Origin of the sequence: Candidatus Borrelia undatumii (genome assembly GCF_020882015.2) — a bacterium.
In the GTDB taxonomy this organism is placed as follows: domain Bacteria; phylum Spirochaetota; class Spirochaetia; order Borreliales; family Borreliaceae; genus Borrelia.
Genome location: NZ_CP086555.2, coordinates 31858 through 52738, shown reverse-complemented (window position 1 = coordinate 52738; position 20881 = coordinate 31858). Strand labels below are relative to the sequence as shown.

Sequence of the window (20881 nt, the reverse complement as noted above, 5' to 3'; positions counted from 1 at the left end):
TTGGATAAGTGGTTTAGGAATTTTGTGAAGATTGTTTTATATCCCGATGATTTGCTTAGAGTTCAGACTCAGCCGGTCTTAAGTATTGACGATGAGGTTAGGAGTACGGCTTTTAGGATGGTAAAATTAATGGATGCTAGTGGAGGTGTTGGGTTAGCGGCGCCCCAGGTAGGGCTCAATCTGTCTATTTTTGTTGCAAGGGAAGACAGGCTTGAGAAGCCTTTGATTTTTGTCAATCCTTTAATAACAGAGACTTCTTTTGAGCTTTCTGTTGTTAAGGAGGGTTGCTTAAGTATTCCTGGAGTTTTTTATGATCTTGTAAGACCAACGGCTGTTACGGTAGAGGCTTACGATGAGAATGGTAGATTTTTTAAAATCGAAAATTCGGGATTTTTGGCCAGAATTATTCAGCATGAGGTGGATCATTTAAAAGGAGTGCTTTTTATTGATTATTATGAGGATAAGCTTAGAAATAAGTTATTAAGATCTTACATGAAGAAAAGGAGGCGTGTTGGGGTTTGAAGATTTTTTTTGCAAGTTCTGGTAGCATTGCTTTAGAGGTTTTTAGGATAGTGATCGATCGTCATGATGTTGTTGGCGTTTTAACAGCACCCGATAAGCCGAGTGGTAGGGGTTTAAATTTAAAAGCAAATAGGATCAAGATTGAAGCTATTAGAAGGGGTATTCCGGTTTTGGATCCTCTTGTGCTTGATTTTTCTACGATAGGGGCAATTAAAGAGTTAGAGCCGGATCTTATGTTAGTTTTCTCTTATGGAAAGATATTTAGACAGGAATTTTTAGATATCTTTCCATTGGGTAGTGTTAATGTTCATCCTTCTCTTTTGCCGAGGTACAGAGGACCTTCTCCTATACAGTCGGCTATTTTAAATGGAGATAGCATTAGTGGGATTACGGTTCAAAAAATGGCTTTAGAAATGGATAGCGGGGCTATCTTGGCGCAGAGACAGTTTGAGATAAGTAGCTTTGACACAAGTGCTGATATTTTTGAATATGTTTCTTTAAATAGTGCGGATATTGTTTTAGAAGCTTTAGGTAAAGTAGAAGAGGGAAATGCTGGAATTTCTCAAGACTCAAGTCAGGCAACTTACTGTTCTTTTTTGACCAAGCAACAGGGGGCTGTTGATTTTGGTTTGAGCGCCTTTGAAATTAAGAATAATATTAATGCTTGCAATCCTTGGCCACTTGCGAGGGCTAGGTTGGGAGAGGATGAAATTATTTTTCACAGGGCGGACTTTATGAAGAATGATGATTATTGTGAGCAAGCAATAGGGGAAATTGTTTCATTTTCTCCCAATAAAGGTCTTTTTGTAAAGACAGGAGATGGAATTCTTTTACTATTAGAACTCCAAAGAGCTGGGAGAAGGGTTTTGGATTTTAGGTCTTTTTATAATGGAAGTAGAGATTTAATAGGAAAAATTTTTCTTAAATTTGAATTAGGGGTGGCGTAATATTGAGCGACAATAAAGACCAGGATAATTTGTTTTTGGATGGTAAGAATTTGGGTGATCGCCGTGGTTTGTGTAAAGATGATATAAGCCTTGAAGAGATTCCTTTTCTGCCCAATCATATAGTTAGGGGATTGGTGCTTGCTATTTTTGGGTCTTTAATTATTTCATGTGCAATATTTTTTATATTTTTGAAGAGCAGTGATATCGTTGTTGTTCCAAATCTTGTTGGACTTTATCTTGAAGATGCTGTGACTGAGCTTCAAGATAAAGCTCTTATTCCTCATATTGAGCTTAAATTTTCATCAAGTTCTCTTGATAAGGGGCGGGTAATAGATCAGATACCTAAAGCGGGTACTGCCTTAAGGCTCGACAATAAGGTTATGGTGTTTATAAGTGGGGGAGCAGTGGTTAATAAGGTTGACAGTTTTATTGGGAAGAATGTTGATGATGTGCTTATCAATTTGAAGGCTAATTCAGTAAATAATAACAGATTGTTTTATCATGTGCTAAAACCTATTGAAGTTGAGAGTGAGCTTTCAAAAGGGACAATAATACGACAAGAACCCCCTCCGGGTACTAAAATTACAGGTTTGGTTGACCTTCAGTTTTTAGTGAGTAAGGGGCAGGCGAGAGATTCGGTTAGATATGTGAAAAACTATGTTGGGCTTTATTACAAGGATGCAATTGTTTCTCTTTTAGATGATGAAATTGCTTTTGACGTAGAATTGGTGAAGAGAAACAATTTTGGAAGCGTTATTCTTCAATCTTTGCCAGCAAACACTAGGATTGAAGATTTAAGTAAATTGGTAATTACTGTTGATGAACCCAAGATAGATAATTTGAGTGTTTTTGGTATTTTAACTTATAAGCTGGATAACTACCCCTCCAGCGTAGAGATAATGATTAAGATAAAGGATTCTAGTGGGAATAGTTCTTTACTTTATTCCTTTAAGACGAGAGGGGGGTCTGTTAAGTTGCCTTATGAAGCACCAAAAGGTTCAGTGATTGAGCTTTACATTTATGATAAACTTGTGAACCAGACAATGGTAAGTTAGGCTTTCGAAGCTAGAAGATTAGTCATGGGAAGATCAAAAAATTTACTTTTGGAGTATCTTTGATGCAACGATGCTGGAGGATACGATTGTAACTGTTTCTGTTCTTAATATGTTCGAAGAGATGGAATATGGCATAAATCCATTTTCTTTTATGAGGTTTACTTCTTTTTCTGTAAACCCCCTCTCTGGTCCAATAACAACGGCCACGTTTTCTGTTGTTATGGTGATATCAGTCAAATTGCTATTGCTTTTTTTCTCAAGTAGTATTTTTGTGTGCTCAAAGTTTTCACATTCTACATTTTTTAATGCTTCCGTCAGGTTATTAAGAATTTTTATTTTTGGCATATAGGTAATACCGCCCTGCATGGCGCCTTCTATTAGATATTTTTCATATTTTTTTTCTTTAAACAGCTTGGAGCATGAGTAGGATTTTTCACTAAGCGAAGCGTTGAAAAAAATAATTTCGGAGACCCCAATACTGGCAAGGTCTTTAATTATTCTTTTTGCTGTTATTGGGCGTACTAAACCAATTATCACTTTTATCCTCTTTAGTTTATTTGATTTTGCTATTTTATGACTTTCCTTAAAAAAAAGCTTTGTATCTTCTTTGTATGTACAAGAATAAATCCACTCTTCTTCAATGATTCCAAATTTAAATTTTTCATTATTTTCAAGATTTAGTATTTCAGTAATGTGCCTTGCCCTAAAATCATCAAGAAAAATCCCATTCTTGAACTCTTGTAAGCTTATTAGCATTAAGTTCATTTTATATTTCCCTTATCGATTATATTGTATTTATGTTATAATGAGGAATCTATTAATTTAGGAGAAGATATGGCGGTTAGCTTAACTAGGCAGGAGTTTATTGATAGGGTTTTCGACTATGAAAATGGTAAGGAATGGGCTTTTAGGGGTAAGAAACCTGCAATAATTGATTTTTATGCTGACTGGTGTGGTCCGTGTAAGATGCTTTCCCCAATTTATGATGAGCTTTCAAAGGAATATGGGGATAGGATAGATTTTTATAAGGTGGATACTGATAAGGAACAGGAGATTTCTATGGCGCTTGGTGTTCAGGGTCTTCCTACTATCATGTTTATTCCTGTCGGAGAGAAGCCTAAGGTTTCTGTGGGGTACCTTCAAAAGGATGCCTTTGAGGATACTATTAGGGATTTTTTTAAAATTTAATTTTAAATGGCGTTGATTATGAAATGAGAACTTCATCTGTTTATATGATATCTTTTTGGTTATGGTTATTTTAGGGTGTGATGAGGTGGAAGATGAAGGTTTGAATTTGTGGGCGGAAGATGTTGAGTTTGAATATTTGGACGTTTATCGCGGCTTTGTCTTGTCTGTTCTGGAGTGTCTTTGCGTTAGGGAGTTTGAGCTTTCTGTTGTTCTTTGTAGTAATGCTTATATCCAAAAGTTGAATATTGAGTTTAGGCAAAGATTTGAACCCACTGACGTCCTTTCTTTTAATTATCTTGAGGAGGGGGGTGGTCGGCTGAGCCGTGTGATAGAGGGCGACCTTGTGATATCTCTTGAGTATTTGAGGCTTAGCGCTTTGGAATTTGGCGTTGAAATGTACGATGAGCTTCAGCGCGTTACTATACATGGAATTCTGCATTTGATAGGATACGATCACAAAACAAATGATTTTCAAAAGGAAGAGATGTTAATTATCCAGGAGCAAGTCTTAAGACAAACCAGAAGGGTGTTTTGATGTTGAATTTTTTTAATTTCATTAAGAATAAGAGGAAGAGATGTGCCGATGGGGATAGTGAAGAAAGGTCTAGGTTTGAGACTTCTTTGATAAACAATTTTAGTTCGCTTAAGAGAACTATTGTTAAGGAAATCATGATTCCAAGGATAAGTGTGGTCTTTGTTGATTATTTTGGGAGTAAGGACGAGGTTTTGAAGGTTGTAACATCTAGTAATCACTCAAGATTTCCTGTTTATAAGGAAACGATTGATGATATTATTGGGGTAATTCATACCAAGGATATCCTTTTTCATATGTGTAAGAAGGATTTTTATGAAATTGATTTAAAAGAAATTATGCGTAAGGTGATGTTTGTGCCAGAGAGCAAGAAAATTGATTCTCTTTTGAAGGAATTTCAGGAAAATCACGTGCATATTGCCATTGTTGTCGATGAGTATGGAGGAGTTTCGGGGCTTGTTACTCTTGAAGATATTCTTGAGGAAATTGTTGGGGATATCCAAGATGAATTTGATAATGAGCTTGACGAAATAGTTTCTCTTGATGATGGTAGTTACCTCTGTACTGCTAGAGTTTTGATAGAAGATTTAAATGAAAAACTTGGATTGAGTCTTCCGGAAGGAGATTTTGACACTCTTGGTGGCTTTGTGTATGACTTGTTTGGAAGAATTCCTTTGAAAAATGAAAAAATAGAGTACAATGACTTGACGTTTACTATTAAAAGTATGCACCAAAGGAACATTAAGGTGATAAGGATTTCCCAGAGGGAAGCGTTGTGAGTTTGAGTCGATTTTTGAGCTTTATTCTAATTTTGAATTTAAGTTTTGGGAATTTGGTAGGTTCTGTAACGGCGGTTGAATATTACCAAAGGGCACATGAGTATTACCTTGTGCAAAGGTATTATGATGCGATTGACGAACTCCTTGAGGCTGTCAAGATAAATCCTGATTATTATGATGCATATAAGCTTATTGCTGAGATTTATTATTTGCTGAAAATATATAGCCAGGCTCAGTTTTTTATAGAAAAAGCCCACAAAATGTCAAATGGTGATACTGAATATAAGATTCTTTATGCGAGTATATTACTTAAAAATAAAAGAACTGATCAAGCTAAAAAATTTTACACTGAAGTTCTTCTTAAGCAAAGAAACAATGTTGATGCTTTAGTGGGACTTGCTTCGATCTTTGAAGAAGAGGGGCTGCTTGTTGCAGCTGCTAATTATTACCTTTCAGTTTTTGACTATGGGCATACAAATTACGATGCCTTTGAGCGTCTTATGAATATTTATGAGAAATTAGACATGAGAGATAAGGCTCAGCATTTGATTAACAAGGTTAGGGGGAATTTTAATTCTTTTCCAGATTTTCATAAGAGGGTTGCGGAATTTTATGTTGTTACTCAAAACTTAGGGGTGGCGGAGAAATATGCTCAAAATTATTTAATGTTGGTAGGAACCACTTATAAAGATTTTGGTTTTGTTGACGCCTACCGCCTGCTTGCACTTGTTTATCTTTATCAGTCTAAATACGAAGATGCAGTAGATGCCCTCCAAAAGGCAATACTTGTTGATAAGAATATTGATGAGCTTTATTACTTACTTGGTTATTCTTGTTTAAAACTTGGGGAGTTTGGCAGGGCAATTTTAAATTTGGAAAAAGCTAGAGATATGAAAAAAGACTTAGAGTTTTATGATATTGCTCTGGGGGAGGGTTTTTTTGTATCTAACTTTAGAAGCTTTGTTCAGGACAACAATATTAATACGGAAATTTCTAAGCGGTATGAAAGAGAAGGGTTTAAAGCTTTTAAGAATTTAAATTTGGATGATGCAGTTTTTAATGCAAAAAATGCTGTTGATATTTATCCTGATAATGATAGTGCTAGATTTTTGCTAGCGAAAATCTATAAACTGCTAAAATTAGATATTATGGCTTATGAGGAACTTTATTACTTGGCAAATCAGAGAAATGTTTTGGATCCTAGAATCTTGGACTTTTTTGATACGGTTTCATTTGATATTAGAAGTTCTTTGTTTTTTAGGTATGGATATAGGACGATTGGTGATTTAAATAAGCTTTATGATGATCGGACGGTTTATAAAGTGGGTATTTTTACTCAGAATGAGAATAAAGTCTTTGGGGCAAATGGGTTGATTTTGAGGTATGCTGAGCGGATAATTGAGCGCAATCTGGCTATAGAAGTGGTGAATTATAACTTTGATCATAGTAAAAATAAGGACTACTTAATAAGCAGCTTTTCTGAAGGGTTTTCTTACGCAAGGAGTAATGATCTTGACCTATTTTTGGTCTTTGATCTTGACGTGGATATTTTTAAGAATTCGGCCAAGCTAGGGGTTGATGTTTATTCGGGTAGAACAGGTGTTAAGGTTGGTACTTTTAATTATAATTCGGGAGGAGTTCTCTATTTGAGTGAAATTTTAAGTTCTTTTTCTAGGGATTTTAATAATTATTTACCTAAAAAAGGGAAGATACTTAAAATTAGAAAGGAGGATGCCCTTATTAATTTGGGGCGCGTGAACGATGTTAAAAAGGACGATATATTTTTGGTTCTCAAGGAAGGGGCTTTAAGACATGATAATGATAGCTCTGGTTTTATTAGTTATGATAAATCGGATGTTCTTGGTGAAATTTTGATCGAAGAAGTGGGCGATTATATCTCTAGGGGAGTTTTGAAATCTTCTAATTTTTTAAGGGACCATATTCAGGAGGGATATACGGTTTTCATAAAAATAGTTTGACACTTGCTATTAATTAATTTATGATTTAATAATTCTAGTAGTGGTATAAGAATATGGAGGTTTGTATGAAGTTGGCTATTAATGGCTTTGGGCGTATAGGTAGAAACGTTTTCAAGATTGCTTTTGAAAGGGGGATTGAAATCGTTGCCATAAACGATTTGACTGATCCTAAGACACTTGCTCACCTTTTAAAATATGACTCAACTTTTGGGGTATACAATAGGAAGGTTGAAGCGAAAGAGGGGGCAGTTGTAGTGGACGGTAAGGAGATAAAGATTATTGCTGAGAGAGATCCGAAGAACCTTCCTTGGGGAAAACTTGAAGTTGATGTTGTAATTGAGTCAACTGGTGTTTTCTCAACAGCAGCAGGTGATAGGGGTGGATATATTGATCATGTTGAGCATGCTGGGGCTAGGAAGGTGATTTTGACAGTTCCTGCTAAGGATGAAATTAAGACGATCGTGCTTGGTGTGAATGACCATGACATTAGTGCTGATTTGAAGGCTGTTTCCAATGCTTCATGCACAACAAACTGTCTTGCTCCTCTTGCTAAAGTACTTCATGAAGCTTTTGGGATTGAACAGGGACTTATGACTACTGTTCATGCTTATACTAACGATCAAAAGATTCTTGACCTTCCGCATTCTGATCTCAGACGAGCGAGAGCAGGGGCTTTATCTATCATTCCTACTTCAACAGGTGCTGCTAGAGCTGTTGGTCTTGTCTTGCCCGAACTTAAGGGGAAGCTTAATGGTACTTCGATGAGAGTTCCTGTTCCGACAGGTTCAATTGTTGACCTTACAGTGCAGCTTAAGAAAAAAGATGTTACGAAAGAGGAGATAAATTCTACTCTTAAGAGAGCGTCTGATACTAGAGAGCTTAGTGGTATTTTGGGGTATACGGAAGATCCTATAGTATCTTCAGATATTAAGGGGAATTCTCACTCTTCAATAGTTGATGGTCTTGAGACAATGGTTTTAGCGAATGGTTTTGTTAAAGTGCTTTCATGGTATGACAATGAGTTTGGATACTCTACAAGAGTAGTTGACCTTGCGCAGAGATTAGTTAAATAAATATAAATAGTTGTGGGTGGGGGGTTGTATTGGTGTCAATAAGAACGATAAAGGATTTTGACTTTTTGGGTAAACGGGCCCTGGTAAGGTGCGATTTCAATGTCCCATTAAGAGATGGGAGCATTGGTGATGATACTAGGATTAAAGCAGCGATGCCTACTATAGAATATCTTAAGGCTCATGGAGCTAGAGTTGTTCTTATGAGCCATTTGGGCAGGCCAGATGGGGCTAGGGATCTTAAGTATTCTCTTGAACCTGTTGCTGCTAGATTATCGGAGTTGTTGGGGCAGGAGGTTAAGATTCTTTCTGATTGTGTGGGCAGTGATGTGGTTAATGCTATTTCGTTTATGAAGAATGGGGATGTTGTTTTACTTGAAAATTTGAGGTTTTATAGGGAGGAAGAGCAAAATGACAGCGAGTTTGCCGAAAAATTATCTCAGAATGGAGATGTTTTCGTGAATGATGCTTTCGGGACCGCTCACAGGGCTCACGCATCTACTGCGGGGGTTGCGGCTTATTTGCCGGCCGTTGGTGGATTTTTAATGGAAAGAGAAGATAAATTTTTGGGTAAGATTTTGAGGAGTCCCGAGGCTTCGTTTGTTTCAATAATTGGGGGTTCAAAGGTTTCTTCTAAAATTGGGGTTTTGGAGTCTCTTTTGCCAAAATCAGATGTGATGGTAATTGGGGGGGGCATGGCTTATACCTTTTTGAGGGTAGAAGGACATTCTATTGGGAACTCTCTTTTAGAGGGCGGTTGTGTTGATATAGCTACTTCTTTTTTAAAGAAGGCCAAGGACTTGAATGTGAGGATTATTTTGCCACTTGACCATGTTGTTGCGAGTGAATTTAGGGCTGACTCTAGACCTGAGTATGTTGATACTATTGATATACCTGATGGCAAGATTGGGATGGATATTGGTGATAAGACGTTAGGAGAAATTGAGAGTGTTCTGGGAAGTGCAAGGACTGTAATTTGGAATGGACCTCTTGGAGTTTTTGAGTTCGATTCTTTTTCTAAAGGAACGGCTAGGGTTGCTAATTTTGTAGCAAATTGTCCTGGGGTTACGGTTGTTGGCGGGGGAGATTCTGTAGCGGCTGTTAATAAATTTAATTTAGCTGAAAAGATAACTCATGTTTCAACAGGGGGCGGGGCTTCTCTTGAGTATCTTGAGGGGAAGATTTTACCGGGTATAAAGGTATTGGAGAAATAGGTATGAGAAAGGTATTTTTAGCGGGAAACTGGAAGATGCACTACACTAGTGTAGAGGCTTTGGGTGTTTCTGAGCGTATTGTAAATGGTATGCGACATATTAAGGATGATGTTGTAGTCATGATAGCACCTCCGTTTACGTCTCTTTGTAAAGTTTGTGGTGTTGTCAGGGGAAGCGGTGTTCTTCTTGGAGCGCAAAACATGTCTTATGAAGATGTTGGGGCTAAAACCGGAGAAATTTCGCCTTCTATGCTCTTGGAATTTGGAGTCGATTGTGTAATACTTGGTCATTCTGAATGTAGGACTTATCTTGGAGAAACGGATGAGATAGTGAATAAAAAGGTTCTTACGGGGCTCAGGCATCCGTTTAAGTATTTAATTCTTTGTGTCGGGGAAACCCTTGAGGAGAGGGAAGGAGGTAGGACTTTGGATGTTGTTTTAAGTCAAGTTAGAAAGGGAATATCTTCTGTGCCTGAATCTGAGCTCGGAAGAGTAGTTTTAGCTTATGAACCCGTGTGGGCAATTGGAACCGGTAGAACTGCAACAAAAGAGGAGGCGCAGGAAGTTCACAAGGCGGTTAGGCTTGAGATCGAGAGGATGTATTCTAGAATAGCGGCTAATAATATTATAATCCAATATGGTGGTTCTGTTAATTTGGATAATGTAGAGGGACTTATGGGGGAGGAAGATATTGACGGAGCATTAATTGGCGGGGCGTCTTTAAAGGCTGATTCTTTTTTAAGTATAGTTAATAAAGTAGCTGGGCGGTTGAGTAGAGAGGGTTAATTTGGAATTTTTTCGATTTTTAATGTTTGTTTTTTTTATTGTAACTTCTTTTGCGATTATTCTTTTGGTTTTGTTTCAAGATGAGCAGGGTGATGGTATTGGGGGGGTGTTTGGTGGGGGAAGCTCTTCTATTTTTGGAGCCAAATCTTCGAATGTTGCCATAAAGATTACAGGATTTTTTATTGCGCTTTTTTTTATATTTGTTGTTACATTGTCCTTTATTAATACGAAAAGGGTTGATGACAGTTTGTTGAAAGATGTCAAGATAAATGAAAAAAGTTCACGGTTTTGGGGTGATGACGTAAGAGAGGGTGAAGAAGATGATAAAAAGGCTTTGCAGAGAGAGGACTGACATCGCCATCCGGATGGTTTGTCCATTTTTAATGTTTAATAAGTTGGCTTTAGACCCCAGAAGAGTTGTTACTGCCAGAAGAGTTGTTACTGAAAGTCTATTGGGGTTTTGTTGTTTTTTTTAAGGTATTCTAGGGCTTGGTTGAAGTGGTTTGAGCCCAAGAACCCGTTGTTTGCGGAATAGGGAGACGGGTGGCTTGTTTCAAGGATTAAATGTTTTGCTGTGTTGATCAAACTTTTTTTCCCCCTTGCGAAGCTACCCCACAGCATAAATACAATGTTATCCAGACTTGTTGAGATAGTTCTTATTACCTCGTTTGTAAAGATTTCCCATCCTATTTCTTTGTGAGATGAAGGGAGCCCTTCCTCCACTGTTAGTATTGAGTTTAATAAAAAAACGCCCTGAGTAGCCCATCTTTTTAAGTCTCCACTTGGAATAGTTTTTATTTTTAAGTTTCTTTCTATTTCTTTGAATATGTTTTGTAGTGATGGAGGTATCTTAATGTCTGAATTCACAGAAAAAGCTAATCCGTTAGCTTGTCCTTTTCCATGATACGGATCCTGGCCAAGAATAACAACTTTTATATTTTTAAATGGTAAAGAATCGAAAGCATTAAATATAAGGCCCGGAGGAGGAAATATTTTTCCCTCTTTTGTTTTGTATTCATTCTTTATGAAGCTTACAAGTTCTCTAAAATATGCTTTGTTAAATTCATCCTTTAGTATTTCCATCCAAGATTTTTCGATTTTTACCCGCATTTTTACTATTATATAAAAATAGTTTATTTTCAAAAATACTACCTTGATTTTATTTTTATCACCCAGACCAGATTTCATGTTTAATTGTGCGAAGAATCACTGAAGAATATACAAGTTAAGCCTCTTGTACTTTAAGAGAAGTCAAAAGATAATAGATGAAAGAATCTATTATCATTATCATCAGGACAAAAACCCAAGAGCCTTTTATATTAAAATCAATATTGTAATCGTGATTTAAATGTGAAATCATGTACGTGGAAACTTCAATTAGCCCATAAGCCATCAATGAGGTAGTCAATCTAGTTAGGTTGTGCTTCGCCCACTTTGCTTTTATGTTTTTCTGTTTTATTGCAGTATACACATATATATTCACATACTGACATATGTATATGATATAAGTACCAACGACAGTTGTTGTAGTATATGCCGTGTTGTAGAACAATATTTTAAGGTGTATATTCGAAGTGTCAAACGAGTTGTGTTGAAAAGCTAATGTAAAATTAATCATTAGTACGAAAGTCACATTTATGAATAAACCCAGAGTTGCGCATTTTGCGGCCGATTTAGCATTATATTTTTCTGTGATCAAATTAAGAGCAAAAAGGATTGACAAGAATGTTATTATCGTTAGGTTGACAGTTTGATCAAATATAACCACCCTCTTTAGTATAAGAATTTTTGAAAGTATTGTAGTAATAGCAGTGAAGCAAAAAAGACCAGATCTTCCGAACAGATAGTAAAATATCGTCAGATACAGATACACAGATAACAACAAGAATGCCCATAGAAGGAGGTCTGCCATAGATGCGTCAATTATAGCAAATTAGCAGCCAATAGTTAAGCAAATAATTATCATCGTATTTTCTTTTGTTGCGATACAAGCTTTGCGGCATAAATGAATGGAGAACCCAATAACCCAGCAGATGCCTTGATTACGTATGTGGAAAACGCTATTTCAAAACAAGCTTCCTTTGGAAATATGTTGAAATACGTTGCAATACTCACGAATACTACTGTATCTATTAACTCACTCACTAGGGTCGATACACTACTTCTCATGAATAGAAACTTCGGATATTTATTTTTAATGATTTGGTACAGGTGAACGTCGTTTAATTGAGATAGCACATATGCTGTTGTTGATGCAGCCAATAAAATTGGAATTGAAGAGAAAATGCTTTGTAGGCTGTTGAAATGTACATCAAGCTTGTTTGGTGAAAAATAAAGTTGAATATTCGTGATTGTAGCAAAAGCCATGAAACTTATAAATCCAATGTAGACTGCTTTTTTTGAAACTTGACGCCCATAAAATTCTGACAAAATATCGGTCGCAATATAGGTGGATGCATAAATAATATTGCCAAGGGTAGCATTAAGACTAAACAGCGTAACTTGCTTTAAAACTTGAATGTTAGCAATAGCCACAGACGATGTCACCCACACAAACAAACCCTTTTTTCCAAAAAACTTGTATACGGCAATTAGGATCGAATAAGTGCAGACCAACATAATAAACCATACAGCTTCGTTACTCAAGATACCCCCGTTACTTCTGGTAATCTATTATACAATGGCTATAAAACTTTGGAAGTTTTTTCAAGTAAATATTTTGCTTTTTTATTGCGTTTATATTATAATCTTCAACGAAGTGCTAACGGGGGTGTTTTGGATTTTGACTAAAAGGTTTGGTGGTATGGGTTGCAGGCAGAGTGAATCTCTTAAAACTTCTTTAATAAATGCAAAAAATAGTAACTTTGCAAGTTCAAATCTTGTAATGGCTGCTTAGGTTAGCAGGGAGTTTTGTTGGATTTTGCTTTGAGGTTCAGCTTATACTTCTCAAGAGCATCAAAGCTTGCCTAACGATGTCTCAAGTGCGTCTTTAGGGACTTTTAACTTGAAAGTAAATTGATGGTTCGCTGGTGTCCCCGTCTTTTTACTCAGTAAAACACCGGCTAAGCTTGTAGAGACTCACGCCATCTCCTTTAGGACGCGGGTTCAAATCCCGCCACCTCCATACTGGGGCTAAGCGTCCTATCGGAATCGAACCGACATCATTAGCTTGGAAGGCTAAGGTAATAGCCATTATACGAAGGACGCAAAAACATCAAGTCCGATTCTATAAAAAAATGTGTTTTATGTCAATTAATTTATCATTGAGTTTATCTAGTATTTTTTTTCCTTAATAAGTACAATTGTGTTAGCTTTTATGAAAGCCGATGTGAAATTAGTGCTTTTTGAGTGGAGGAATTAATGGGAGAGCGAGGGGAAATATATTCTGATAAATTATTTACAAATTCTGAGAGAACTTATTTTTTTAATGTTAAAGAAAATAGGAAGGGTGATTATTTTTTAAATATCGTTGAGAGTAAGAGAAATGCCAGCGGAGATTTTGAAAGGCATTCAGTTTTTATTTATGAGGAAAATATTAAAGAATTTGAATCAAGTTTGTTAAGAGCAATTTCTGTAATTAAGAAAAAAATTTCTGGAAGTTATGTTACAGAAGGTGCTAGGCATAATGATTTTGATGATCATAATGAAGGTTTTAGAGGTGATGATTTTGATAAAGATCACCACTTTTCAAGAGGATCTAGAAACAGAGATTATTAAGGAATCTATTTAGGCGAGTTTAAAACTTTTTCTGTGAAGACTTAGGATTCCATATTTTTTTATTGCATCTTTGTGTTCTTTGGTTGGATATCCTTTGTTATTTTTTAGGCAATATAAGGGATAAGTTTTGTCATATTCGACCATCAACTTATCCCTTTGCACTTTTGCGATAATTGAGGCTGCTTTTATTTCGTTAATAATAGAGTCTCCCCTGATTATTGCTTGGATTTTTTTAGCTCTTATTTTTGGAATGAATTTTCCGTCTACAAGAACTAAATCACAGTTCATATTTAGTTCTTCATATGCTAGTTGCATAGCAAGGAGAGATGCATTATGAATATTGATTTTATCGATGATAGAGCTGGGCACCTCCGCAAAGGCGTAATATGAATTTTTAAGTATTAATGAGGATAAATATTCCCTTTTTTCTTTTTTGAGTTTTTTTGAATCGTCTAGTTCATTTAAAAAATTGGGTTTTCCTTTAAAAACAACTGCCGCGCTTAAAACTGGCCCAAAAATGCACCCTCTTCCAACTTCATCAATTCCGCAAACCATAACTAACAATATTATCCCAATAGAGAAATTATTGTATTTAATATATAATCTACCAAGTAATGGGAGGATTTTATGAGGGAAGGAAAGTTTTACTTTCAGAGGTATTTTTTAATTTTGATATTTTTATCCGTTGTTGTTGCTTTTGTTACTTATCTTTACTCCAGCAGCCTTATTAAGGTCACTCGTAAAAATACAGAGGAAGATTTAAATAAAAAGTTAAAGTTGATTAATGAAGAGAGCTTTTATTTTGATTTAAATTCTAATCTCAACATGAATGATTTTTTCTTTCCCAGGCCTTATCTACCTAATAATGCATTAGAAGGTGATTTGACTAATCATCGGCCAGTTGATGAAGAGCTTCTTAAGGAATTCTGGATAAAACCGGAAAATTTATTTAGCATTGATTTAGAGAAGGAAAATGAGGCAGTAATAGACAGAATTTTGGAAAATTATAAGTGAATAAGGGTGAATAAGGTTTGTTTTAGTGTTTTATTTTTCGTTGTAAATGCAGTATCCCTACTGGCTGCTGATGGTGGTTACGCTACTTATGAGCTTGATTTTAGTAATAAAGAGAGAGAATTTTTGGTAGGAACTAATTCAAAATTTAATTTTTTTTTTAAGGATGATGCTTGGATTTATATCAAAAGTCCTAAAAATAGTTCTTTTATCAGGCTTTTGGGGGAATCCTATCAGGAAGGAGCTACCTTTAATTTTCAAACTTCGAATAAAGTTGGGCGTGTTGTGTTGACTTTCAGTTATCAAAATGTAAGAAATTCTAGAGAATTTATTAAAAATGTAGTTTTGAAAATTTCTCAAAAAGTATCTAACAAGTTGGGTGAGGGGGAGTTAGACGAAAATATTCAAATAGATAAAAGTGTTGAACTGAAGAACGGGAACGTTGGCTTGAGCGCTAAGGAGATTATCCGAAGAGCTTTAAATTTATCCTATATTAATGATTATAAGGGTGCAATTGAATTACTTGATGGTCATAATTTTAATGAGAGTGAATATACTTTACTAAAGGCCGATCTTTATTATAGGAATGGAGATTATTTAAATTCCTATGAAAATTACTTAAGTTTAAGAGACAAGCACTTTACTCAGATTTTTTTGCATCTTATTGACCTTGGAATTAAGTTGAATAGAGTAGAAAATGTGCTAAAGGATGCTAGATTACTAGTGGAGAATAATATTGATTTTAGTGAAAATGTTTATCTTGATATTCTTGAGTTTTTGTTACTAAGTGGGGAGTATGAGTTTTTTTTAAATTTTAGTTCTCTGTATTTCTCAAAATATGTAAGCGCAGGTTTTCCAGATAGATACAATTATTTATTGGGTAGATTGCATGAGACGGAGAGCGGGCATAGGGATTTTCTTAAGGCACTTGGTTTCTATAAGAAGGTTGTTGATGATTATCCTTTTAGTAATTATTATGAGGCGTCTAGGTTGGGGTATTTGTTTTTAAAAAGGTTTTTTTAGGAGGATTTTGTATGGTTAGACGCAAACTTACCAAACAACTTGAAGTGATAAGAGATTATCTTTGGGACATGAAGGAATGTGTTCTTAAAATAATAGAAGATTCCTTAATAGCTTTGGAGTCTAGAGATAAAAATTTGGCTAAAAAAATCATTAATGAGGATGAGAAAATAATAGATGACTATCAATATGATATTGAGGATTTATGTGGAAGAATTATTGCTACTGAACATCCTGTAGCCACGGAGCTCAGAGAAATACTGGCAATTATTAAAATAATAAGTTCTCTTGAGCGTATTGCAGATCATTCTACTAAAATTGTAAAGGTTGTGCTTCTCCTGGAGTCTAACGTTGCAGATTTTTGTACAGTCGATCTTTATCTTAAACCTCTGAGGGAGATGGCAGATACGGCAAAGGATATGCTTTCAAGTATTTTTGACGCTTACTTTGATGGAGATTTTACTAAGATACTTAAGATAGTAAAGTATGACAACATCATAGATAAACTGTTTTCCAAGCAAAAAACAGTTGTAATTGATGCTATGAAAAATAACCCGGAAAATTTGGATTATCTTCTAAATATCTTGTTTTTAAATAGCTTTTTAGAAAGAGTTGGAGATCATGTTGCTACGATAGGTGAGCTGCTTTATTTTGTTAAGGTAGGAGAAAAGGTGAATTTAGCCTAGGAGAGTCCATATGTTAAGTGATGAATTGAATAGATATATTGGTGATAGGTTTATGTTGGTTTTAGATAAAGTCTGTAGCGTAAGGCATAAACTTTATGAACTTTTAAAGGAGGTTAAGAAAGGAAATTTTGAAGATATCGAATACGAACTTAGTGAAGTTGAGACTTTAATTGTCAATGTTAATGCTTTACAAGCGGAATTTATGAGCGATGGGGAATTTGCACAAAATGTGCATTTATCTTTGACTATATTTAACATTCAAAACTGTATCATGGGTTTGATGAGCGAGAAAAACCTTGTTGAAGAACTCATCTATTTGAACAAAAAGATACAAGATAAATGAGTATATACTAGTTTGATTTTTTATATGTAGCAGGCATAACATACTCGAAGTTTTTGTTTCCTCTAATAGTCTCTGAATGACCGATAAGTAGAAAGCAATCGTCCTTTAAATGTTTGCTAAATTTTTCAGCGAGTAGGTCTCTGGTTGCCTCGTCAAAGTAAATCATTACGTTTCTGCAGAAAATTAGATCAAACTTTTTCTTGAATGGGAAATATTCATCCATTAGGTTCAACTTCTTAAATTGAACCATTGTTTTGAGTGCATCCTTGACTTCAAATTTGTCATTTTTAAGCTGATTTAAATATTTAAGTTTTAAATGTTTAGGAAGGTTTTTTACACGGTCCCCTGGATAAATTCCCCGACTAGCTTCTTTTAATACAGTAATTGAAATATCGGTTGCCAGAATTTTTGTTTTTAAATAGATTTTGTTATTGTTTATGTGTTCGTTTATTATCATTGCAATTGTATATGGTTCCTCTCCACTTGAACAACCAGCCGACCATATACGAATCTCTTTCTCTCCCGACTGCGGCATCTGACCAATCATTTTAGGTAAAAGCTTTTTTTCAAGGAAGTCAAAATGATTAGGTTCTCTAAAAAAATAAGTATGATTTGTTGATATTCTATCCACCAACTCTATCAAGGACATCTGACTTGTATTGTTTTCTAGGTAATTAATATAGTCTGTGAAGTTGCCGAAATTTTTCGCTCTAATCGTCGATGAGAGGCGGCTCTCAATCAACAATTTCTTCTTCTCGCTAAGATTGATGCCAAAATTGTTATACACTATCTTTATGAGCCTACTGAGCTCGTTTGGTTTTATGTGAATTGTAAAATTATCTTCCTTCATAACCACCTGCGCACAGCCCAGCCCCCAAAGGGCATCAACCAGCGAGTATACATCTACCCTAAGCATAGTTCTTAATATAAATATTTCAATTGAAATAATGACTTAATTATGCTACTTTAATATTCAACTGTTATTTTTATTGAAGTTTTGAAGGTTGTTTTTATGCGTAAGAAAGTGAAACAGATCAGGGAAGATGCTTCTGGGGTTGGTTCTGATTCCATCGATAAGAGGGTCGGTGTTTGGGGGCTTTTAGCACTTGTGTTGATTGTGTTTGGGTTTATTGTTGCTCCTCTAGTGCCGGCTTTGCTTGATGGTACTGACTCATCCAAGTTGAGGTTCGGATCTTACAAGGGGCAGCCAATTTATTATGAAAAGAACGGTAGATTTGCTAAATATGTTAATCATTATTCAAACCTTTATTCTAGGCTAATGCAGAATAGGAATAATTCTGATATGGAATACGCTATTTGGAATTTGGCTTTTGTTAGGCATGTGGAGGATCTTGCTTTTCTTGATTTGGCAAAAACTAATAGCTTTTACGTTTCAAAGGATATGTTAAATAAGAATTTGATGAGATCTCCTATGTATCTGGACTCTAGTGGTAATTTTAGTCCAAAAAGGTATAACAAAGTTTCTGATTACCAGAAGTTTGAGCTTCATAATGAAGTATTGGAGGATTTGCTTTCTTCCAACATACAGATTTTGTTGAATAGTAATTTTATATTTTCAGATTCTCTTCCTAATGCAATTAGAGATATGGCTAGGGTTAGGAGAAGTATTTCATATGTTTCGCTTTCATACCAAGATTTTCCACAAGATGAATTAGTTTCTTATTCCGAGAGAGCTTTAAATTTATTTAGAAGTATTGAGGTAGCGTTTGTTCGTTTTAAGAGTTTAGGGGATGCAAACGATGCTTATGAAAAGTTGTCCAAGAATACGCCCTTTGAGGAGGTTGCTAAGTTTTATTCTGAGGACATTGCCAATTTTAAGGGGCTTGTTTCTTCTAGAAAGTATTATTTTGATTTTGAGATCGCTCTTGAGAGGAAGGAAGATGTGGGGGCAATTTTTTCTTTGAAAGTGAATGAGATTTCTAGACCTCTTAAAACCAAAGATGGAAGTGGATATGAAATCTATAAGGCATTAAGCAATGTTTATGATTTTGATAAAAATTCAGAACATGATATTAGCGTAGCTAGAAACTATATAGAGACTTATGAGCCGAGCGTTATTGAGACTTTTCTTGAGAATAAACTTAGCAGTGTCGTTGTTGAAATGGGTACCGATGGTGTGCAAAAAACTCTCAGAAGCCATAATTTGGCATTGAAAAAAGATATTGTTAATCTTGCTTACAATATGAGCATTTATCCTAGTACTTTAGGGGAAGAGCTGTCGGGGTTTAAAAATAGTAAAGATTTTTATGATATCATCTTTACTTTAAAAGAAAATCATTGGTCTAGGCCTTTTTTGGGGGATCGTAAAGTTTATGCGTTTTTTCTAAACCCAAGCGGTAGTTATTCTGTTGGTTCTAATAATGTGCTTAAAGAAGAGATTATTTTTGACAATCTTTATCAGGCAAACAATAGATTAGTGATAGATTCTATGTTAAATAAAAGTGACTTTGAAGAAAATTTTAGTGAGGCGTTTTTTGCCTTGCAGAATTTTAATTAAAAAAAAATTTTAGTTTTATTTATGGGTTTAATTTGCAGATATAATCATGTGGTATGCGTTCTAGATTAGTTTTATCTCTTTTCTTTTTTATGTTGTCCTGCGTTAAGGGAAATGAGGGCTTTATTGTTTTTAATAAAGAGGTAAAAAAAAATGACGAGGTGGGCTATCTTGATGTGAGATTTTCAAGTTGGGGTAATGGGGAAGATGTTTTTGGGTCGCTTATTGACCTTAAAGGCTATAAGATTCTTTCGGTTCAACAGGAAAATCTCAATTTAGATGTTTATTTTGAACAAGTGGTTTTAGCACAAGATTTTTCAGATCTTAAATCTTATCTGTTTATTATTGGTTTTGATCCAAAAACACATGAAGCCATAGTTCTTTTTAAAGAACAGGTAAATATTGATTCTAATAAGTCTTATAATATGTATCTTGAGGATATTACCGGTGATTATGATTTTGACATAGTTGTGCAGGGATTTTTAAATGAAGAAACTGTTTTATATGTTTTTCAAAAGGCGGTTGCTAACGATGTATCATCTTATAGACCTATTTTTTTTAATAAAGTGAATGGAAGTATTATTATAAACAAATATGATAGATCCTCAGCTTATGACGATAAGCAGTCTAGGGAAAGTTATTCTATTTCTTTGGAAAAATATGATAAGCAAGGTGAAGATATAATAGTTAGTAGAACTGAAATGTATAAATATTCTCAATCGCAGAGGAGGTATTATCCTTTATCTGCAAGCGAGAATATTAGACGGATGGACAGCGATGTGTATAAAGTTTTGAAGAATTTAACCAAAGAAGGGGTTTATAAGTTTTTATATGGTGTTTGGTATGAAAGCGGCGTCTATCAAAATCAAGGGGCGTCGAAGTCGAGTCTTGATGATGTTTTATTTTTGTTGTTTAATAGGCATTCCAAAGAGATTAGTATCTTTAAGAAAAATTACCAGGAAATAGCAAATATTGAATATATATCAAAGCCGGCATATAATATGCTTAACATTAGTACGAAATCTGTCTTTTCAGACTTAATAGTTTACAATTTTTGGATAAAAATCATTGATGGTGATAATGTTGAAGTGAAAGTTGATACTGGAACGGATGCTTATGATAAGTATGGGTTCTCAGGTATTTTTAAAAGATTTGATGATTCTGTTTTGGAAAAAGATGATAATGAGAGGAGTTTTTTTATCCCGAATGGCAATTATGTGCATAAAGATATTATTTATGATTTTTCTTATCCTAATCTCACTTATATTGTTGAAGATGATGTTTATTATGGAATTTTTAATGTTTTTAGTTTAAAAAACGATTTAATTCTTGAGTATGAGGTTAGCATTGGTGATTTTATAATGAGGGAGTCTTTCACGATCGAGCATAGCGAGAGGGTGGTTCAGAAACAAAAATTTTCTACAATTGTTCTTAGCCCTGTTAAAATTTTGAAAGATGAAGTAAGTTTGGTTAGGGGACAGAGGTTAAAGCTTGAGAGGATAGAGAAATTGGATTAGG

The 20881-nt window shown here is 35.0% G+C and carries 24 protein-coding genes, 1 tRNA gene and 1 other RNA gene; 19 read left to right on the top strand and 7 right to left on the bottom strand.

Annotation, left to right across the window (positions count from 1 at the left end; translation table 11 throughout):
- Positions 1-24 precede the first annotated feature (24 nt).
- The 3 genes from def to LKV13_RS00290 are packed head-to-tail and all read left to right on the top strand — an operon-like array spanning position 25 to position 2524.
- Complete coding sequence (gene def / locus LKV13_RS00300) at positions 25-522, top strand: peptide deformylase (RefSeq protein WP_229088542.1); 498 nt, start codon at positions 25-27, stop codon at positions 520-522.
- Complete coding sequence (gene fmt / locus LKV13_RS00295; protein ID WP_229088540.1) at positions 519-1469, top strand: methionyl-tRNA formyltransferase; 951 nt, start codon at positions 519-521, stop codon at positions 1467-1469. Before def ends, fmt begins: the two co-directional genes overlap by 4 nt.
- Before the next feature lie 50 nt (positions 1470-1519).
- Positions 1520-2524, top strand: a complete 1005-nt coding sequence (locus tag LKV13_RS00290) for a PASTA domain-containing protein (RefSeq protein ID WP_373464035.1) — start codon at positions 1520-1522, stop codon at positions 2522-2524.
- Positions 2525-2566: 42 nt separating this feature from the next.
- On the opposite strand, the gene LKV13_RS00285 is transcribed toward LKV13_RS00290, so the two are convergent.
- Positions 2567-3289 (bottom strand): 16S rRNA (uracil(1498)-N(3))-methyltransferase, encoded by a 723-nt coding sequence (locus tag LKV13_RS00285; protein WP_229088538.1) that lies wholly within the window; start codon positions 3287-3289, stop codon positions 2567-2569.
- A gap of 69 nt (positions 3290-3358) precedes the next feature.
- Here LKV13_RS00285 and trxA point away from each other — a divergent pair, with 69 nt between their 5' ends.
- The 8 genes from trxA to secG all read left to right on the top strand — a co-directional run bounded on the left by trxA (position 3359) and on the right by secG (position 10423).
- Complete coding sequence (trxA, locus tag LKV13_RS00280; RefSeq protein WP_229088536.1) at positions 3359-3712, top strand: thioredoxin; 354 nt, start codon at positions 3359-3361, stop codon at positions 3710-3712.
- An 85-nt stretch (positions 3713-3797) separates the two neighbouring features.
- The gene (ybeY, locus tag LKV13_RS00275) at positions 3798-4247 is read left to right on the top strand and encodes an rRNA maturation RNase YbeY (protein WP_229088535.1); all 450 of its coding nucleotides are present in this window, start codon (positions 3798-3800) and stop codon (positions 4245-4247) included.
- On the top strand, positions 4247-5023 hold the full coding sequence (locus LKV13_RS00270) for a hemolysin family protein (RefSeq protein WP_229088532.1): 777 nt from the start codon (positions 4247-4249) through the stop codon (positions 5021-5023). The genes ybeY and LKV13_RS00270 overlap by 1 nt, the downstream gene beginning before the upstream one ends.
- Positions 5020-7002, top strand: coding sequence for a tetratricopeptide repeat protein (locus LKV13_RS00265; RefSeq protein WP_229088530.1), 1983 nt, complete (start codon positions 5020-5022; stop codon positions 7000-7002). The genes LKV13_RS00270 and LKV13_RS00265 overlap by 4 nt, the downstream gene beginning before the upstream one ends.
- A 65-nt stretch (positions 7003-7067) precedes the next feature.
- Positions 7068-8075, top strand: coding sequence for a type I glyceraldehyde-3-phosphate dehydrogenase (gap, locus tag LKV13_RS00260; RefSeq protein WP_229088525.1), 1008 nt, complete (start codon positions 7068-7070; stop codon positions 8073-8075).
- Between the two features lie 32 nt (positions 8076-8107).
- Complete coding sequence (locus LKV13_RS00255; RefSeq protein WP_229088521.1) at positions 8108-9286, top strand: phosphoglycerate kinase; 1179 nt, start codon at positions 8108-8110, stop codon at positions 9284-9286.
- A 2-nt stretch (positions 9287-9288) separates the two neighbouring features.
- Positions 9289-10071, top strand: a complete 783-nt coding sequence (gene tpiA / locus LKV13_RS00250) for a triose-phosphate isomerase (protein ID WP_229088520.1) — start codon at positions 9289-9291, stop codon at positions 10069-10071.
- Position 10072: 1 nt separating this feature from the next.
- On the top strand, positions 10073-10423 hold the full coding sequence (secG, locus tag LKV13_RS00245; RefSeq protein WP_229088518.1) for a preprotein translocase subunit SecG: 351 nt from the start codon (positions 10073-10075) through the stop codon (positions 10421-10423).
- 86 nt (positions 10424-10509) lie between these two features.
- Here secG and ung read toward each other — a convergent pair whose 3' ends face one another.
- The 3 genes from ung to LKV13_RS00230 all read right to left on the bottom strand — a co-directional run bounded on the left by ung (position 10510) and on the right by LKV13_RS00230 (position 12717).
- Positions 10510-11181: a uracil-DNA glycosylase gene (ung, locus tag LKV13_RS00240; protein WP_229089642.1), complete on the bottom strand. Its 672-nt coding sequence runs from the start codon at positions 11179-11181 to the stop codon at positions 10510-10512.
- A gap of 115 nt (positions 11182-11296) precedes the next feature.
- Positions 11297-11983 (bottom strand): VUT family protein, encoded by a 687-nt coding sequence (locus LKV13_RS00235; protein ID WP_229088516.1) that lies wholly within the window; start codon positions 11981-11983, stop codon positions 11297-11299.
- Between the two features lie 50 nt (positions 11984-12033).
- Entirely contained in the window at positions 12034-12717 is a 684-nt protein-coding gene (locus tag LKV13_RS00230) for a queuosine precursor transporter (protein WP_229088513.1), read from the bottom strand.
- Positions 12718-12837: 120 nt separating this feature from the next.
- Here LKV13_RS00230 and ssrA point away from each other — a divergent pair.
- Positions 12838-13198: a transfer-messenger RNA gene (gene ssrA / locus LKV13_RS00225) on the top strand.
- A gap of 8 nt (positions 13199-13206) precedes the next feature.
- On the opposite strand, the gene LKV13_RS00220 is transcribed toward ssrA, so the two are convergent.
- Positions 13207-13278 (bottom strand) — tRNA-Gly (locus tag LKV13_RS00220).
- Between the two features lie 153 nt (positions 13279-13431).
- Here LKV13_RS00220 and LKV13_RS00215 point away from each other — a divergent pair.
- Complete coding sequence (locus tag LKV13_RS00215; RefSeq protein WP_229088511.1) at positions 13432-13788, top strand: DUF3276 family protein; 357 nt, start codon at positions 13432-13434, stop codon at positions 13786-13788.
- Positions 13789-13797: 9 nt separating this feature from the next.
- Here the strand turns inward: LKV13_RS00215 and LKV13_RS00210 are convergent, their stop codons facing one another.
- Positions 13798-14343 carry a ribonuclease HII gene (locus LKV13_RS00210; RefSeq protein ID WP_229088509.1) on the bottom strand — a complete coding sequence of 182 codons (546 nt, stop codon included), beginning with the start codon at positions 14341-14343 and terminating at the stop codon, positions 13798-13800.
- A 72-nt stretch (positions 14344-14415) separates the two neighbouring features.
- Between LKV13_RS00210 and LKV13_RS00205 the strand changes: the two genes are divergently transcribed.
- Genes LKV13_RS00205 through LKV13_RS00190 form a run of 4 tightly spaced genes read left to right on the top strand, consistent with a single transcriptional unit; the run spans position 14416 to position 16848 of the window.
- Positions 14416-14802: a nickel-dependent hydrogenase large subunit gene (locus tag LKV13_RS00205; RefSeq protein ID WP_229088507.1), complete on the top strand. Its 387-nt coding sequence runs from the start codon at positions 14416-14418 to the stop codon at positions 14800-14802.
- 6 nt (positions 14803-14808) lie between these two features.
- Positions 14809-15822: a hypothetical protein gene (locus LKV13_RS00200; RefSeq protein ID WP_229088505.1), complete on the top strand. Its 1014-nt coding sequence runs from the start codon at positions 14809-14811 to the stop codon at positions 15820-15822.
- An 11-nt stretch (positions 15823-15833) separates the two neighbouring features.
- Positions 15834-16505, top strand: coding sequence for a phosphate signaling complex protein PhoU (gene phoU, locus LKV13_RS00195; protein ID WP_229088504.1), 672 nt, complete (start codon positions 15834-15836; stop codon positions 16503-16505).
- 10 nt (positions 16506-16515) lie between these two features.
- Positions 16516-16848, top strand: a complete 333-nt coding sequence (locus LKV13_RS00190) for a PTS lactose/cellobiose transporter subunit IIA (RefSeq protein WP_229088503.1) — start codon at positions 16516-16518, stop codon at positions 16846-16848.
- Between the two features lie 7 nt (positions 16849-16855).
- On the opposite strand, the gene LKV13_RS00185 is transcribed toward LKV13_RS00190, so the two are convergent.
- Positions 16856-17698, bottom strand: a complete 843-nt coding sequence (locus LKV13_RS00185) for a CheR family methyltransferase (protein ID WP_229088502.1) — start codon at positions 17696-17698, stop codon at positions 16856-16858.
- A 162-nt stretch (positions 17699-17860) separates the two neighbouring features.
- On the opposite strand from LKV13_RS00185, the gene LKV13_RS00180 reads away from it, so the two are divergent.
- A complete protein-coding gene (locus LKV13_RS00180; protein WP_229088501.1) occupies positions 17861-19366 on the top strand; it encodes a peptidylprolyl isomerase in 1506 nt (501 codons plus the stop codon).
- 53 nt (positions 19367-19419) lie between these two features.
- On the top strand, positions 19420-20880 hold the full coding sequence (locus tag LKV13_RS00175; protein ID WP_229088500.1) for a pallilysin-related adhesin: 1461 nt from the start codon (positions 19420-19422) through the stop codon (positions 20878-20880).
- Position 20881: the final 1 nt, after the last annotated feature.

Excerpts from the sequence above, each read along its gene's own strand:
- LKV13_RS00270 (WP_229088532.1), top strand. The coding sequence starts at position 4,247 with ATGTTGAATTTTTTTAATTTCATTAAGAATAAGAGGAAGAGATGTGCC.
- LKV13_RS00190 (WP_229088503.1), top strand. The coding sequence starts at position 16,516 with ATGTTAAGTGATGAATTGAATAGATATATTGGTGATAGGTTTATGTTG.
- LKV13_RS00180 (WP_229088501.1), top strand. The coding sequence starts at position 17,861 with ATGCGTAAGAAAGTGAAACAGATCAGGGAAGATGCTTCTGGGGTTGGT.
- LKV13_RS00235 (WP_229088516.1), bottom strand. The coding sequence starts at position 11,983 with ATGGCAGACCTCCTTCTATGGGCATTCTTGTTGTTATCTGTGTATCTG.
- gap (WP_229088525.1), top strand. The coding sequence starts at position 7,068 with ATGAAGTTGGCTATTAATGGCTTTGGGCGTATAGGTAGAAACGTTTTC.
- trxA (WP_229088536.1), top strand. The coding sequence starts at position 3,359 with ATGGCGGTTAGCTTAACTAGGCAGGAGTTTATTGATAGGGTTTTCGAC.
- ung (WP_229089642.1), bottom strand. The coding sequence starts at position 11,181 with ATGCGGGTAAAAATCGAAAAATCTTGGATGGAAATACTAAAGGATGAA.
- LKV13_RS00285 (WP_229088538.1), bottom strand. The coding sequence starts at position 3,289 with ATGAACTTAATGCTAATAAGCTTACAAGAGTTCAAGAATGGGATTTTT.
- LKV13_RS00185 (WP_229088502.1), bottom strand. The coding sequence starts at position 17,698 with ATGAAGGAAGATAATTTTACAATTCACATAAAACCAAACGAGCTCAGT.
- LKV13_RS00175 (WP_229088500.1), top strand. The coding sequence starts at position 19,420 with ATGCGTTCTAGATTAGTTTTATCTCTTTTCTTTTTTATGTTGTCCTGC.
- phoU (WP_229088504.1), top strand. The coding sequence starts at position 15,834 with ATGGTTAGACGCAAACTTACCAAACAACTTGAAGTGATAAGAGATTAT.
- tpiA (WP_229088520.1), top strand. The coding sequence starts at position 9,289 with ATGAGAAAGGTATTTTTAGCGGGAAACTGGAAGATGCACTACACTAGT.
- LKV13_RS00215 (WP_229088511.1), top strand. The coding sequence starts at position 13,432 with ATGGGAGAGCGAGGGGAAATATATTCTGATAAATTATTTACAAATTCT.
- LKV13_RS00210 (WP_229088509.1), bottom strand. The coding sequence starts at position 14,343 with ATGGTTTGCGGAATTGATGAAGTTGGAAGAGGGTGCATTTTTGGGCCA.
- LKV13_RS00205 (WP_229088507.1), top strand. The coding sequence starts at position 14,416 with ATGAGGGAAGGAAAGTTTTACTTTCAGAGGTATTTTTTAATTTTGATA.